13 protein-coding genes and 1 pseudogene are annotated in these 14,527 nt (G+C 66.1%); 3 read left to right on the forward strand and 11 right to left on the reverse strand.

From position 1 onward, the window contains the following. Positions 1–25 precede the first annotated feature (25 nt). The 9 genes from W930_RS28300 to gspG form a co-directional block, all read right to left on the reverse strand. Positions 26–2,170 (reverse strand): secretin N-terminal domain-containing protein, encoded by a 2,145-nt coding sequence (locus W930_RS28300; protein ID WP_024788412.1) that lies wholly within the window; start codon positions 2,168–2,170, stop codon positions 26–28. Continuing rightward, positions 2,151–2,738, reverse strand: a complete 588-nt coding sequence (locus W930_RS30225; protein WP_145929413.1) for a hypothetical protein — start codon at positions 2,736–2,738, stop codon at positions 2,151–2,153. Before W930_RS30225 ends, W930_RS28300 begins: the two co-directional genes overlap by 20 nt. After that, positions 2,735–3,310: a hypothetical protein gene (locus W930_RS0120850; protein ID WP_023597984.1), complete on the reverse strand. Its 576-nt coding sequence runs from the start codon at positions 3,308–3,310 to the stop codon at positions 2,735–2,737. Before W930_RS0120850 ends, W930_RS30225 begins: the two co-directional genes overlap by 4 nt. Beyond that, complete coding sequence (locus W930_RS28305) at positions 3,307–3,900, reverse strand: hypothetical protein (protein WP_023597983.1); 594 nt, start codon at positions 3,898–3,900, stop codon at positions 3,307–3,309. Before W930_RS28305 ends, W930_RS0120850 begins: the two co-directional genes overlap by 4 nt. Then, a complete protein-coding gene (locus W930_RS0120860; protein ID WP_145929414.1) occupies positions 3,897–4,676 on the reverse strand; it encodes a hypothetical protein in 780 nt (259 codons plus the stop codon). Before W930_RS0120860 ends, W930_RS28305 begins: the two co-directional genes overlap by 4 nt. Beyond that, complete coding sequence (locus W930_RS0120865; protein ID WP_023872851.1) at positions 4,657–6,312, reverse strand: GspE/PulE family protein; 1,656 nt, start codon at positions 6,310–6,312, stop codon at positions 4,657–4,659. Before W930_RS0120865 ends, W930_RS0120860 begins: the two co-directional genes overlap by 20 nt. Positions 6,313–6,316: 4 nt before the next feature. Beyond that, on the reverse strand, positions 6,317–7,504 hold the full coding sequence (locus W930_RS0120870; protein WP_023872852.1) for a type II secretion system F family protein: 1,188 nt from the start codon (positions 7,502–7,504) through the stop codon (positions 6,317–6,319). Next, positions 7,501–7,992: a transglycosylase SLT domain-containing protein gene (locus tag W930_RS0120875; protein WP_023872853.1), complete on the reverse strand. Its 492-nt coding sequence runs from the start codon at positions 7,990–7,992 to the stop codon at positions 7,501–7,503. Before W930_RS0120875 ends, W930_RS0120870 begins: the two co-directional genes overlap by 4 nt. Before the next feature lie 96 nt (positions 7,993–8,088). Then, complete coding sequence (gene gspG, locus W930_RS0120880; RefSeq protein ID WP_023597978.1) at positions 8,089–8,532, reverse strand: type II secretion system major pseudopilin GspG; 444 nt, start codon at positions 8,530–8,532, stop codon at positions 8,089–8,091. A 525-nt stretch (positions 8,533–9,057) separates the two neighbouring features. On the opposite strand from gspG, the gene W930_RS0120890 reads away from it, so the two are divergent. The 3 genes and pseudogenes from W930_RS0120890 (at position 9,058) to W930_RS0120900 (ending at position 13,218) form a co-directional block, all read left to right on the forward strand. Next, on the forward strand, positions 9,058–10,155 hold the full coding sequence (locus W930_RS0120890) for a saccharopine dehydrogenase family protein (RefSeq protein WP_023597977.1): 1,098 nt from the start codon (positions 9,058–9,060) through the stop codon (positions 10,153–10,155). Between the two features lie 255 nt (positions 10,156–10,410). Continuing rightward, positions 10,411–11,568: pseudogene (locus W930_RS0120895) on the forward strand (cysteine desulfurase family protein); the annotation flags it as partial. A 180-nt stretch (positions 11,569–11,748) separates the two neighbouring features. Continuing rightward, positions 11,749–13,218 (forward strand): catalase, encoded by a 1,470-nt coding sequence (locus tag W930_RS0120900; protein ID WP_023597975.1) that lies wholly within the window; start codon positions 11,749–11,751, stop codon positions 13,216–13,218. Between the two features lie 5 nt (positions 13,219–13,223). On the opposite strand, the gene W930_RS0120905 is transcribed toward W930_RS0120900, so the two are convergent. Next, positions 13,224–13,769, reverse strand: a complete 546-nt coding sequence (locus W930_RS0120905; RefSeq protein ID WP_141570635.1) for a hypothetical protein — start codon at positions 13,767–13,769, stop codon at positions 13,224–13,226. Between the two features lie 44 nt (positions 13,770–13,813). Next, positions 13,814–14,389, reverse strand: a complete 576-nt coding sequence (locus W930_RS0120910; protein WP_023872856.1) for a hypothetical protein — start codon at positions 14,387–14,389, stop codon at positions 13,814–13,816. Positions 14,390–14,527: the final 138 nt, after the last annotated feature.

Here is a 14,527-nt window from a genome sequence, read left to right on the forward strand (position 1 = left end):
CTTCGCGCGTGTCGACGACGCCCGCTCACTTGCCGTCCACCTTGGGGCCGACGACCTTTCCCCCGAAAACGCGTGGCGGGTCGTCGCGATCTTCGGGCGACGACGGAAAGCCGCTGTCGGCGGGGTCCTGCGCGGCCGATTCTGGCGATGACTCCCGTGGGGACCGCGCGGGCTCCGACCCGCCCGACGAGGACGCCGCCGGCATCTGCCGCCAGGCGTGCGGTGACGAACGGGAGGGAAATGCATCCGACAGCGCATCCGACAGCGCATCCGCCGCCACGTCAGGCGGCGCGATGCGTGCCGGGCGCCCGGATGAAGCCGCCGCGTCCGACGGTAAGTTGGAGATCACCATGTGCGTCGTTGGGCCGAGTCGCAGCGCGTCGCCCGGATGTTGCTCCGTGCCGCTGTCGAAGCGGCTCACGCGAGACGCCGGCACGGCCAGGCTGCGTTCGACGTGCGGGGTGATGAGCAGCACCACCTCCGTCTTGGCATGATCCTCGGATTGCGAACCGAAAAGCCGACCCAGCAGCGGCACCCGGCTCAGTCCGGGTATGCCGGACATCTTCTCGCGTGTCTCGCGATTGATCAGTCCGGCAAGCACCTGTGTCTCATTGTTGCGGGCGGAAAGCGTGGTTTTCGCCGTACGCGCGCTCAGGTTGTAGGCGATGAGCCCGGTCTTCGTCTGCACCTGCCGGGTGATGTTGCTCACATCCAGCGCGACCTTGATCACGATTTCGTCGTTCAGACTGATGCTGGGCTCCACGTCGAGCTTCAGACCGACGTCCTGATATGTCAGCGATTCCGTGACCGCGCCGTTCAGGTTGGTCGTACTCACGACGGGTACGCGTTCGCCAATGCTGATCGTCGCTTTCTCGCGATTGCGCACCCGAATGCGCGGGTTGGCAAGGATCTGCGCCTTGTTCGCCTCCTGCAGCAGATTCAGGCGTGCCAGCGGCGCCGTAACGTCGAGATCGACGGCGTCGCCGCTCAGTCGCCCGAACCGGCTCAGCGTGACGCCGCCGCCGGCGTCCCGGACAGCGTCGGAGAAGCGCAGCGACACGCTCTCCGGATAACGGATGCCGAGATCGAGCAGACCATCGTTGGAGACTTCGAGCACCTGCACGTCGAGCGTCACCTCGGAGGTCGGCAGATCGATCACGTCGATCATGCGGGAGATCGCGTCGAGCGCCTCGGCACTGTCGCGCACCGTGATCGCGCCCAGACGCTCGTCCACGAACAGGTTGCGCGGGCGCATGAGTTGCCTGATCTGCGCGGCGGCCTTCTTGACGTCGGCATAGCTGAGGAAGAATGTCTGCACCGCGAGCGACCGGTACCGGGCGAGCTTCTCGGCGGTCGCCGGGAAAATGAGCAGTGTGTTGGCATTGAGAAACTGCTTTTCCAGACGGTTTGTCGAGAGCAACAGATCGATGACGTCCCCGGCGGTGGTTTGTGTCGCGTCGAGGCTCGCGCGTGCTGCACGAGCGAGGTCGCTGTCGAGCACGAAGTTGATCCCCGTGACCTGCGAAATCATCTCGAAAATCGCGGGCAACGGACGCGATTTGATACTGAGCGAGACCGGCTTGCGCAGCACGGGGGCGGCCGACGCCGGTGCGGGAGGCGGTGCGCGGTCGAGGATGCTTCGAATCCGCTCCGCCAACGCGATGGCTTCCCCCCAGTCGGGCAGTTGGCGCAGCACGCGAGACACGATGCGCAGCGCCGCGCGCGGATCGCTCGATGCCCTGGCTTGCGCATCGGCCAACGATCCTCGAAGGCGGTCGCGAATCCGCAGCCGGTCGAGCCACTGTGCCGCCGCCTGATTGGCGGGGTCGAAGCGCAGCGTTTGCGTCAGCCAGTGCCTGGCCTGCGCTTCGTCGCCGCGCGTAAGGGCGTCGCTCGCGTTGCGCAGGTACTGCGCCGCGAGCTGCTCGCGTACGAGCAGATAGCGTGTTCGCAGAGCGATGCTTTGCGGGTCGTTGCGCAGGTGTTCGGCAAGCCGCGTGACGGCGCCGGCGAGATCTCCCTTGCGGACGGCCGCGTCGCTCTCGGACAACGCATTCGGCACGGCGCAGCCCCCGAGCGCCGCAAACAGGCAGAGCACGCCGAGTCGCGCGAGTAATCGGGCCACGGGGCGAGGCTGCGCGCCGCCCGCACTACCGGTCGCGATGGACATCGGGTTCAGTCCCGGCGAGGCCCCGCATGGGGTTTGGCAGCGGCAATGTCATGCGGCGGGCGTCGGTCCGGCGCGTGTAGGTCAGCGATGTTGCGTCGATGCGATCGAGCCGAAACGCGCCGGCAAAAGTGTCGCCCGGCGCAACGCGGCCCGGCGCGTCGCAAGCCTCGCACAGTAACCACGTCTGCCCGCGTCGCTCCAGTACGACGACAGGCGGGCGGCTGTCGAAGCGCCACACCGCCGCCACGTCGAACACGGGTGACGGCGCCTCTCTCGGCCCGGTTGGCGCACGAGGGGGCGTGAGGCTCGATGCGGCTTGTGCGCGTGGTTCGCCCGGCGATGGGCCCCAGTGCCGGGCGGCGAACAGATCGACGTCTGGCAGGGCACCGTCCTTTGCGGGGGCGGAGGGCGGCTGCTTTCGATGGGCCACGGTGCGGGCGCGATGCGTGGACGCGTCGCGCTGCGCGGGCGCTGCGGCGCTCCGTGCCCGGCGGTCCTGCCACGCCAGCCACGCACTGGCGCAGAGGGTCGCGGCCAGCAACCCACCGACGATACGAGACGTGTTCATCGGCCGTCCTCCCGGAGGGTGAGCCGCACGTGCGCGACGACGTGGGCGTCGGCGATGTCCTGGCGTTCGATGGCGACCGTCTCGAGTTCGGCGCCCCGCAACGCACCCAATTCGCCCAGTGCCTTGCGCAGGTCCGGATACTCGCCGGTGAGCGGCAACATCACGGCCAGGTGCTCGCCGCCGGCCTTCAGACGAGTCAGTTGGTACTGCACGTCGCCCGCGAATAACCCGTTGGTGCGAACGATGTCGAAGATGCGGCCCAGATCGGCCGAGTATCCTTGTGGCCCGTCCCGTGACGCCGCGCTTTGCGGCAGGGCAGCCGCGCGTGGCGCGAGGCGTCGCAATTCAGCACCGCAGCCGGCGATACGGCGCTCGGCGTCACGCAGTGCGGGCGCGATCCAGATGACCTTCATCGCGAGCACGACGATGGCCACGGGAGCGAGCAGCGCAAGGCCGGCGAGGGCGGCGACAGCCCCCGAAACGCCAGGGGTGCCGACACGTTGCACGACAGCCGCGCAGCCCCATCGGAGGCGGGCGACCGACACGCGGAGGCGATCTCGGGCGATGCTCATGAAGCCACCTGCGCGCGCAGCGTGAGCGTCATCGATGCCTCGACGACGGGTGCGTCGGACGCTGCCTTGCGGGCACTGTGGTGCCACTGGATGTCGAACGTCGGTTCCAGCCGCGTGGCGAACGCGATCATGCCGTCGACGTCACGCGCCTCGAAGCCGAGACGCGCGGTGCCGGCGTCGGCCGTCACCTCGATTCGACGCAAGGCGATATCGGGCGAGAGCGCGGGGCCCAGGCGGTCGAGCAGTGCCAGTGCGCGCGCGGTGTCCGCCCCGACGTGTGCTGACGGCACGGCAGGTGTCGGGGCACCGGTGCCGTGGGCGCCATCACAGCGACGCTGCGCATTCGCGACCTCGCGCGCGAGTACGACGGCTTCGGCCTGCGTGGCCCGAACGCGCTGCGCGTCGTGCCAGACGATCCACGCCAACCCGGTGAGCGCGATCGCCGTCGCGGCGCATGATGGGCCCAGGTGGCGTGTGGTTCGCGCTCGAAGATCCAGAGGCGCGGCGGCGCGGTGCCACCGTGTCAGGCGCCACACGTCCCGTGCAACCTTTGCAATGCCTGCCGTCGCGCAACGAAATCGATGTGTCATGCGCTCTCCCACAGCCAGGGGTGCGGCGCGGCGGCGCTGCACGCTTCACGCCCCACGCAGATCCGGTCGTCATTGGGCGACGGTGCCCGACCGTGCGCACGCGCAAGCCACAACGGTGCGTCGTCGACACCGCACAACGTCTGCAGGGTGTCCAGCGTCTGAGCCACGCATCGCTGCGCGAGCGGCAGCGCACAGACGTCGTGCCACCGCCCGCCACGTCGCAACAGGCATGACAACCCGCCGGTGTGATGTACCGCAATCGATGCATCGGCACTCGCATCGAGCGGCGTGCGTCGCACGACTTCGTGCAGTACGTCGCGGCAGGTTACCCAGCGCAGACGCGCTTGCGCCACGAGGCGATGGACATGGTCGAGCCAATCGCCGTCGACGGCCACCGCGAGGTGGGGGCAGCCGAAGGCCGCGTGCGTCATCGCGATCTTCCATCCGCGCGACATGCCTCCGAAGCGGCGTGCGAACCGACCTGCGGCAAGCGCTTCGAGGTCGCGCAGCGATCGCGCGCCATCGGGCCATGGCACGACCTGATAGTGCGCCAGACCGAAACCCGCCAACACATGCAGGCGATCCATGCGACACAGTCGCCCGCGCGGCAGCGATGCCATGGCTTGCGCGCAGCCCTCGACGCCGCCGGTGTCCAGGCGCAGGCGCCAAATGTCGTCTGTGCGCCGGCGGACGTTCGAAATTCCCACCGGTCGCGACGCCGCAAATACCACGTCGCGCTCGACAAGCACGACATGCTCACGAAATCCCAAAGACACGGATGACCTCCTGCAGGGTGGTGGCCCCGGCGCGTGCGGCGGCCACGGCGGCGTCGTTCATGAAAACGTGCCCGCCTTCGCGCGCGATCCGGCGCAACTCGGTAGCCGGCGCGCGATGCCGCAAGGCTGCCGCGATCGCGTCGTCGATCTTCAACCACTCGGCCACCGCGATCCGACCGGCATATCCGGTGTCGCGACATGCTTCGCAGCCGACGCCGCGACGCCACCGCCCGTGCCGGATCGATGCCGCATCCAGCCGCATCGCCGCCGTGGCGTCGCGCGGGGGGGCGTCGTGCACGGCGCACGCCTCGCATACGCGGCGCACCAGGCGCTGTGCCACGATGGCCCGCAGCGCTTCGGTCACGCTCACGGGGTCGAGACCCATGTGCAGCAAGCGCTCGAGTACGCCAAATGCCGAATTGGCGTGCAGCGACGACAGCACCAGATGTCCTGTGAGGGCCGCTTGCACTGCGATGGTCGCCGTCTCGCCATCGCGAATCTCGCCGACGAGGATGGTGTCTGGGTCGTGACGCAGAATCGAGCGCAGGCCGCGAGCGAACGTCAGTCCCTTCTTCTCGTTGACGGGAATCTGCAAAACGCCGGGCAGTTCATACTCGATCGGATCCTCGATGGTGATGAGCTTGCGTTCGCCGCTGTCGGACTCAGCCAGCGCGGTGTGAAGCGTGGTCGACTTGCCGCTTCCTGTCGGGCCGGTGACGAGCAGCATGCCGTGCGGCTCGGCCAGCGCGGCACGAATGCCGGTCACCGTGCGCGTGTCGAGGCCGAGCGTGGTGAATGAGCGCGCGGCGTTGCGATGGCGCTTGTCGAGAATGCGCAGCACCGCATCCTCGCCGTGAATGCTCGGCATGACCGATACGCGAAAATCGACATCGCCGCCCTCGATGCGCGCCCTGAACCGCCCGTCCTGCGGCACGCGCCGCTCGCCGATATCCAGCCCGGCCAGCACCTTCAGACGCGAGATCGCCTGCCCGGCATCGTCCTGCCCCGGCCAGCGGCCAGCCAGGTGCAGGACACCGTCGATGCGGTAGCGAATGGCAAGACCGTCCGCAGCCGTCTCCACGTGGATGTCGCTGGCGCGCGCGCGCAACGCGTCGAGCAGCGCGGCATCGACCAGACGAACCACGGCATCGCTCTGCCCGTCGATGCTCGTCCGCGAGATCTCCGTGACGCGGCGCGCCGTGCCGCCGGCGTCGTCGCCGACGCCGGTCGTATCGAGTACACGTTCATGGCGTTCGGCGTCTTCGAGCGTGCGCATCACTACGCCGGGCATTGTCATGGCGGCGCGCATCCGGCTCGCGGCCCGGTGCGCGACACACCAACTGCGTACGGCCAGATCGAAGGGATCTTCGAGGACCACATAGCGCATGCCGTCGACATGCACGGGCAGCACTCGGTGACGCACGGCATCCGACAGCGGCAGGTGGGCGAAGTCCGTCGCCGCCACGAGCGACGCGGGCGCGAGCGCCTCGAGTCCGGCCGCGCGCGCGACGGCTGGAAGCAGCGACGCGTCGGCGACGAGTCGCCGGGCAATGTGTTCGCCCAGTGGCTCGCCCGCGGCCCGCGCATCGTGCTGCCAAAGGCGCAGCGTGTCGTGACGGCGGGAGGACGATGTCATCGCGTCACCCCTGAAGACTGCCGGCGAGCTCGAAGATCGGCATGTAAAGCAGAAACACCACCAGTCCGATCACCCCGCCGACGATGAGCATCAGCACCGGTTCGAACACCCTGCTGAACGTGTCGAGCGCGCGCGCGAGCGACGCATCGTGAAACTGGGCAATGCGCTCGCACATCGCGTCGATGCCGCCGCCGCGCTCGGCGACACGCAAAAGGCGCACCGCGATGGGGGTCGTCAGGCCATGGGCGAGGAAGGCGTCCGACATCGGCACACCGGCGCGAATCTGCGCCAGCGCACCGACGCTGGCGTGTGCGTAACTCGCGGGCAACAGACGGCTCGCGAGGCCGATGGCGTCCACTGCGGGCATGCCGCCGCCCAGCAACATGCCAAGCGTGCGGTAAAAGCGCGTGAGCACGAATCGCTCGTGGTGCTCCCGCAGTCGCGGCAGTCGCCATACGGCGGCGAGCAGGCGCGATCGCACGTCCGGAGACCGGCCGGCGAAAAGCAGCGCCGTTGCCATCGCGCCGAGTCCGGCGAGCAGCGCCACGCGGTGCGCGTCGACCAGGGCGCCCCACCCGACAAGCAGGCGGCCGGTGGCGGGGAGGTGCGGCGCGGACTGCAGGACGGCAGCGAAGCGCGGCACGACGTAGAACAGCAGGAAGGTGAGAATCGCCACGCCGGCGGCGATCACGACCGCGGGATAAGTCATCGCGGACTGGACCCGCTTGCGCAGCGTCTCGACGTGCTGCTCGTACTGGCGATAGCGCAGGAGGGCGGCGGCGAGGTGTCCGGTGTGCTCGGCGGCCGCGACGCTTGCCACGAACAACGGCGGGAAAGTGGACGGCAGGCGGCCTAGCGCGACGGAGCACGGCAGGCCATCGTACATCGCGTTCAGCAGATCCCCGAAGATCCTGCCATCCGCGGCACGCGGCGCCTTCTCTCGCAGCGCTTCGATGGCCTCGACGACGGTCAGCCCCGCATCGAGCAGTGCGCCGAGTTCGTGGGCGAAGAGCGGTACATCGAAGCGCGGGGAGCGTGACGGCACGGCGAGCGGGCGCCCTGCGCGTCGGATCGACACCACCTGGCAGTCGTCCTCGGCGAGGCGCGCTCGCGCATGGGCGGCGTCGCTCGCCTCGATGCACTCGACGCAGATTCGGGCGTCGCGAACCACGCGTGCTTCGAAGGTCGTCATGGCCGGTGTGCCACGGCAGACTGCGCGAGGCGCCGGTTTCGCTCGGCCACGAGGATCGCATAACGCTTGCGGACCTTGTCGGCATAGCGCTTGCGCAGCGACGCGCGCGTCTGGCCCGTGCCGGCGTTGTACGCGCCGACCGCTTCCCACCCGTAGCCGAACTGTTGCACGAAGCCCGCCAGAATCCATGCCCCCGTAATGATGGAGGTGCAGGCGTCTTCGCGCAGGCGGCGTTCCGTGACGCCGTATTTCGCCAGATGCGGCAGATGGATGCTGTTGATCTGCATCAGGCCGATGTCGCGCGTGCCGTTGCGGTTGACATTGCGAGCCGCCAGATCGAGGTTCGATTCGACTTGTGCGATGGCATACAGCAACAGTGGATCGAGGCGGTAGCGATTCGCGGCGACGTCCCAGCAATCGGCGCGGGCGCGGGGCGCGAATGCCGCACCGACCGTCGCGATGAAGAGGGCCGCCGCCACGCGTGCCATGACCAAACGCACGCGGAGGAGGGGGACGTGCCGGCGCACTGGCGCGCCGGTGCGAAGACGTGGTGTCACGCTAGGCGGCATGGCGGACCGCTCCCGTCAGAAGCCATACACGATGAGGCGTGCCATGTCGCCGTCGCCGCCGGGGCCGTACGACACGATTTCCACCTCGTGATCGGCGCCCGGGTTCTTCCACACATAAGGGCGGTCCCAGGGATCGTTCGGGAGGGACTTCGCGAGATACGGCCCCTGCCATCGCGTCACCCCGACGGGACCGACAACCAGCGCCTGAAGTCCCTGTTGCTCGGTGGGGTACTGACCCACGTCGAGCCGATACTGGCCGAGTGCGTCGGCGAGCGATTTCATCTGTGCCAAGGCAGTCTTTTCGCGGGCCCGATCGACCTGGGAGAAGAGCTTCGGGCCAACGTATCCCGCGAGCAAGGCGATGATGAGCAACACCACGAGCAGTTCGAGCAGGGTGAAGCCGCGCTGGCACGCCCGGGGGAGCGCCGGCATCGTGGTCAGGCGAATGCGTCCGTCCATGTTTTTCTCAAGATGCATAGTAATACGAATTAATGCGATGAGATCACCGAATCGCCGTGGAAGGATGCGCGCCATCGCATTGCGCTTTCCGGCGCGGAGGTGCGAAGTCGCTGTCGAAACGTGTGTCGCCCGCCCGCAGGGCGGCGAAGGTGCGCGAGTTCATCTTGACAGTTAACCCATGGGCTGCGTGTGGGATGTGCCCTAAAGTGTTCCGTTCGGGGCGGTGTCGAGATCGGCGGATGGCACGCCGAAGCCGCAAACGGCAAATCGACGGAAATTATCGGCGGCTTCGCGACATCGGACTTTCAAGAAGGGCTGCGGCGGCGCTGGCTGCACCGTTCAAAACGCGGGGCGAAGCAAGGACGGCATAATCCGTCATGAAGTTCGTCGTTATGACGATGAAAGCTTATTTTTCGACGATTTGACGCTACATTTCATCAGGCACTCTCCATAGAATTGGAGCGTCGGTGCATCGCAATGCGTGGCGGTGCGCGACATCGACCGACGTTCACGATGGGGGGAAATATGAAGAAGATTGCGTTGCTCGGTGCGGGGCACATCGGTCAGACCATTGCGCGGCTGTTGCACGACAGCGGCGATTACCAGGTGACGGTGTTCGACCGCAACGCCGCTGCCGCGGCATCGGTGCGCGACTATGCGCATGCCTTCGTGGTGCTGACCGAAACGGACGCGGGGGCGTTGCAGCAGGCGGTTGCGGGTCACGACGCCGTGGTCAACGCGCTGCCCTATACGATGGCCACCAGCGCGGCCACGGCCGCCGTCGCCGCCGGGTGCCACTATTTCGATCTCACCGAGGACGTTGCCGCGACGCATGCGATCCAGCAACTCGCCGAGGGCGCATCGACCGCGCTGATGCCGCAATGCGGATTGGCGCCGGGGTTCATTGCGATTGCCGCGCATCATCTCGCTGCCACATTCGACCAGGTGGATTCGGTGAAGATGCGCGTCGGGGCGCTGCCCGCGTTCCCGACGAATTCCCTGAAGTACAACCTGACGTGGAGTGTGGACGGTCTCATCAACGAATACTGCCAGCCATGCGAGGCGATCCGCGATGGTGCTCGCCTGACCGTGCAGCCGCTCGAGGACCTGGAGCACTTTTCGCTCGACGGCGTGGAGTACGAGGCGTTCAACACGTCGGGGGGGCTCGGTACGCTGTGCGAGACGCTCAGTGGGCGCGTGCGCGATCTGGACTACAAATCGGTGCGTTATCCGGGGCACGGCGCGTTGATGAAGGTGCTGCTCAACGAACTCCGGCTCAAGGACGATCAGGACACGATCAAGGCGATTCTCAAGCGTTCGGTGCCTAGCACGCTGCAGGACGTGGTACTGATTTTCGTCGTGGTCAATGGCTTGCGCGGCGGCGTGCTGACGCAGGAAGTCTTCGCGCGGAAGATCTTCGCGGAACGTAACAACGGGCACAGCGCGAGCGCCATCCAGATCACCACGGCGTCCGCGATATGCGCCGCCGTCGATATGTTCTTCGCGGGACAGCTACCGCAGCGCGGCTTCGTACGTCAGGAGCAGATCGCCTTGCCGGATTTCCTCGCCAATCGCTTCGGTCAGGTGTATGCGCATTCGACCCACATCGAGTCCCTCTCCTGAGGCGGGAGGCGGGAGGCGCGAGAGGGAGAGGGAAAAAGGACGACGATCCGGCCGGCGGCTCACGCTCTGCGTGGCCGGGCGTCACCGTGCGATTCCCGAGCGATGCGGTGGCCGAGGTATGTGGGGAAAAAGTATCCTGATTATTGAGATTTTTTGGATCAAATTTCCACAAATCGCGATTGTAACGGAGGATTCCGCAAGCCTTTTCTCGTTTTCGGCGCGTACGATCGATGCACTTTTTATCCGGGGCCGATCATGCGCGAGACAGACACACTTCATTACTTCGACTACGCGGCGACCACGCCGGCTGACGCGGCGGTGATTGCGGCGATGGCGGACTGTCTCGGCGTGGACGGCGTGTACGGCAACCCTGCGTCGAGTTCGCACGCAGCCGGCGTGAGCGCGCGACGTCTCGTGGAGCGCTCGCGCGCGCAGGTGGCGGCACTCATCGGCGCCGATGCGGCAGAGATCGTGTGGACGTCGGGGGCGACCGAATCGAACAATCTCGCGCTCAAGGGCTATGCCGAGCTGGGACAGGCGCGCGCGCACCTCGTGACCAGCGTGCTGGAGCACAAGGCCATTCTCGACACGATGGCCTATCTGGAGAAGCACGGCTCGCCGGTCACGTATCTGGCGCCTTCGTCCAGCGGCGAGATCACGGCGGATGCGGTCGCCGCTGCCATGCGGCCCGACACGGGGCTGGTGTCGCTCATGCTGGTGAACAATGAACTGGGCACGTTGACCGACGTGGCGGCCATCGCGAAGGTCGTGCATGCCGCAGGTGCGCTCCTGCACGTGGATGCGGCGCAGGCGCTCGGCAAGACGCCCATCGACGTCAAGACCATGGGGATCGACATGCTTTCGATGTCCGCGCACAAGGTCTACGGCCCCAAGGGGATCGGCGCGTTGTACGTGAATAAAGGCGTCATGCCGCGCATCGCTGCGCAGATTCACGGCGGCGGCCATGAGCGGGGACTGCGCTCGGGCACGCTGGCCACGCACCAGATCGTCGGTATGGGCACGGCGTGCGAGCTGGCCATGCACGCGATGACCGACGATAACGCGCGAATTGCGCGACTGAGCCGTCGCCTGCTCGATGGCGTGCTGGGACTCGACGGCGTGGTGCACAACGCTGCCCATGCGCGGCGCATTCCCCACACGCTCAGCCTGACGCTCGGGCACCCCGGCTTCCACACCTTCATGCTCAACGGCAATCTGGCGGTGTCCTCGACGTCCGCCTGCAATTCTGCGTCGGGGCGGCCGTCGCATGTGCTCAGTGCGATCGGCCTGGATGCCGAGGCGGCGAGCCGCACGGTTCGCGTGAGTTTCGGACGCTTCACGACCGAGGCATCCGTCGATTTCGCCGTGGCGTGCTTCGAGCGCGTGGTCTGCCAGTGCCGCGCGCTGGCGGCCTGATACGCCGAGGACCACGTCGGCCTGCCCGGACGGCCGGCGGCCCCGGGCGCGGCCCACGTCGCCCGACGCCCGCCGCCGGGTCAACGTCGTCGACTTGTATTATGCTTTGAACGACTTGCGGCTTGACGCACTCCAATTCTCTCCCTCTCCCCACCCACCTTCATGTCGGAGGTCAGTATGAGCAAAGAGAAAGAACGTCCGGACACCGGGTCGACGACTGGCGCGGGCGCCCCGGCGGCAAGCGATCGAAACACGCTTTCGGTCGGCGCGGACGGTCCGCTCCTGCTGCATGACGTTCACTTCATCGAACAGATGGCGCATTTCAACCGGGAGAAGGTGCCCGAGCGCCAGCCGCATGCCAAGGGCGCGGGCGCCTTCGGCGTCTTCGAGACCACGGAGGACGTGAGTCGCTACACGAAGGCGTCGCTGTTTCGCAAGGGCGCCAGGGTCGACATGCTCGCGCGCTTTTCCACCGTCGCCGGAGAAGCCGGCAGTCCCGATACCTGGCGCGACGTGCGCGGGTTCTCGCTCAAGTTCTATACCGACGAAGGCAACTACGATCTCGTCGGCAACAACACCCCGATCTTCTTCGTGCGCGACCCGATGAAGTTTCCCCACTTCATCCGCAGCCAGAAGCGCCTGCCGGATTCGGGGCTGCGCGACAACCACATGCAATGGGACTTCTGGACGAACAATCCGGAGTCGGCGCATCAGGTCGCCTACCTGATGGGCGACCGCGGGCTGCCGCGCACGTGGCGTCACATGAACGGATATGGTTCGCACACCTACATGTGGATCAATGCCGACGGTGAGAAATTCTGGGTGAAGTATCACTTTCACACGGAGCAGGGCATGGCGTTCTTCACCAATGCGGAAGCCGCGACCATGTCCGGGCAGGACGCCGATTTTCACCGCCGCGATCTGTTCGACGCCATCGCGCGCGGCGAGCATCCCAGCTGGATCATGTCGGTGCAGGTCATGCCGTATGCCGAAGCGAAGCAGTATCGCTTCAATCCGTTCGACCTGACGAAAACGTGGTCGCACAAGGACTATCCGCTGATCAAGGTGGGGCGCATGACGCTCAACCGCAATCCGGAGAACTTCTTCGCACAGATCGAGCAGGCGGCGTTTTCGCCGGGTAATACCGTGCCGGGCATCGGACTTTCGCCCGACAAGATGCTGCTTGGGCGCGCCTTCGCGTATAACGACGCGCAGCGCAATCGCATCGGCACCAATTTCCATCAATTGCCGGTGAATCGCCCGAAGGTGCCGGTGCAGACGTACATGTTCGATGGCCATATGGCGTTCGATCACAGCGGCAATGCGCCGACGTACGCGCCGAACAGCGGCGGGCGTCCGTACGCGGATCAGACCGGACCGGCAGCGGACGGCTGGGAATCGGACGGCGACATGGTTCGCAGCGCATACACGCTGCACAAGGACGATGACGATTTCTCCCAGCCGGGCGATCTGGTGCGAAACGTCTACGACGATGCGGCGCGCTCGCGTCTGGTCGAAACGGTATCGGGCGCGCTGCTCGCCGGGGTGCGCAGTCCCGTGCTCGAACGCGCCTTCGACTACTGGAAGAAGATCGATCCGGATGTCGGCGCGCGTATCGAGCAGGCAGTGAAGCGCGCGAAGCAATAAGCGCTTTACTCCCAATGAAGTGACGGCGGCGGGCGACTGTGCATGGCACGGTCCCCGCTGTTTTCATGACGCGTCGATTTCGATTCGAGCCTCGCAATGCGATCGAGAACGCTTTGCGCTATCGGCGTTGCGCGCAACTGAGCGCGCGATGTGTCGTCGAGGCGTTCGATGATTTCGGGTAATGTCATGCCCGCTTCGCCGATGGCGCGCTCGGGATCGTAGCGGCCCATCAAATGCAAGCGATCGGATGCCTCCTTGCCGAAGGTGCGCTTGAAGAGGATGGACGACTGAAAGAACATCCCCGGCAACGAGGGCGAAACAAGTTCGATTTCGAAGCGTTGTGGTGGCGCGGACAGCGTCAGCCTCTCCTCGGCTCTGCCCTCCAACCTCAAAATCAGTTGGCGATTCGTCGTATAGGCGTTGCAGATGAGCAGCGCTTGCAGCGGATACGACTTCAATATGCTAGCGGCGGTCGATGGCGTATCGCTCAGGCGCGACGGCACGAAAAAGTGCGACGTCTCGACAATGTCAACAGGCAGCCAGGCTCGCATGAGGGCTACATCGTTCGCAGAGTCGCATATGAGGCTTCGCGTCTTCATAGTGCACCCTCTCTCGAGTGAACGCCCGCGTGATGATCGCCTTCCTCGAGGCACGCACGATACTTATGCGTGAGCGCGCCCGCAAAATCCCGTCTTGACACGCATTGCGCGATGTCGTCGCCGTTCCAGCAAAGGATGGTGGCGGGTTTGGTGAAATGGCTCATCAGAATGGCGGCTTCCGAGTACCTGCCGCTGGTGAACAGGCATCCCACCAGGGTGGAAGGCCGCCGCGTCAGGCGCCCCTGAAGCTTGGCGATCGGATCATGCCCGACGCTCAGTCTGGCGCGGTTCGAGGACGTCGCGAAGTCCTTGCACTCCACCATCGCCGCGATGCCGGCCACGTAGACCATACCGTCGATCTGCTCGACATGTGTGGACTCGAGAAGGGTCACCGCGTACGGCCATCTCACCGTCGCGCCGCTGAGCTCGAATCCTTTCAAAACGACATACTCGAGCGCTTTTCCGGAATCCCACTCCGGTGTTCGGCAGTCGAGCACGTCATCCCACAACGCCGCCACATCGCTCCACCCGTAATCCTTGACCCGTTCGACGTATTCCTTGTCCGCGACCATGTTGATCTCCGTGAATCCGCGGACGATTCTAGGGCCACCACGGGAGCGATGACGACGGGGGGACGATTTATCGGAATGCGCCGATCCGGTTCGGCATTTCGGCGCGGAATGCGTCACTCATTGTGAGTACTCGCGCTT

The sequence above is a fragment of the Pandoraea sp. E26 genome (assembly GCF_000681415.1).
In the GTDB taxonomy this organism is placed as follows: Bacteria; Pseudomonadota; Gammaproteobacteria; order Burkholderiales; family Burkholderiaceae; genus Pandoraea; species Pandoraea pnomenusa.

Bases quoted from the DNA above. Each gene is read 5' to 3' on its own strand.
- W930_RS28300 (WP_024788412.1), bottom strand. From the start codon at position 2,170: ATGTCCATCGCGACCGGTAGTGCGGGCGGCGCGCAGCCTCGCCCCGTG.
- W930_RS30225 (WP_145929413.1), bottom strand. From the start codon at position 2,738: ATGAACACGTCTCGTATCGTCGGTGGGTTGCTGGCCGCGACCCTCTGC.
- W930_RS0120850 (WP_023597984.1), bottom strand. From the start codon at position 3,310: ATGAGCATCGCCCGAGATCGCCTCCGCGTGTCGGTCGCCCGCCTCCGA.
- W930_RS28305 (WP_023597983.1), bottom strand. From the start codon at position 3,900: ATGACACATCGATTTCGTTGCGCGACGGCAGGCATTGCAAAGGTTGCA.
- W930_RS0120865 (WP_023872851.1), bottom strand. From the start codon at position 6,312: ATGACATCGTCCTCCCGCCGTCACGACACGCTGCGCCTTTGGCAGCAC.
- W930_RS0120870 (WP_023872852.1), bottom strand. From the start codon at position 7,504: ATGACGACCTTCGAAGCACGCGTGGTTCGCGACGCCCGAATCTGCGTC.
- W930_RS0120875 (WP_023872853.1), bottom strand. From the start codon at position 7,992: ATGGCACGCGTGGCGGCGGCCCTCTTCATCGCGACGGTCGGTGCGGCA.
- gspG (WP_023597978.1), bottom strand. From the start codon at position 8,532: ATGGACGGACGCATTCGCCTGACCACGATGCCGGCGCTCCCCCGGGCG.
- W930_RS0120890 (WP_023597977.1), top strand. From the start codon at position 9,058: ATGAAGAAGATTGCGTTGCTCGGTGCGGGGCACATCGGTCAGACCATT.
- W930_RS0120900 (WP_023597975.1), top strand. From the start codon at position 11,749: ATGAGCAAAGAGAAAGAACGTCCGGACACCGGGTCGACGACTGGCGCG.
- W930_RS0120905 (WP_141570635.1), bottom strand. From the start codon at position 13,769: ATGCGAGCCTGGCTGCCTGTTGACATTGTCGAGACGTCGCACTTTTTC.
- W930_RS0120910 (WP_023872856.1), bottom strand. From the start codon at position 14,389: ATGGTCGCGGACAAGGAATACGTCGAACGGGTCAAGGATTACGGGTGG.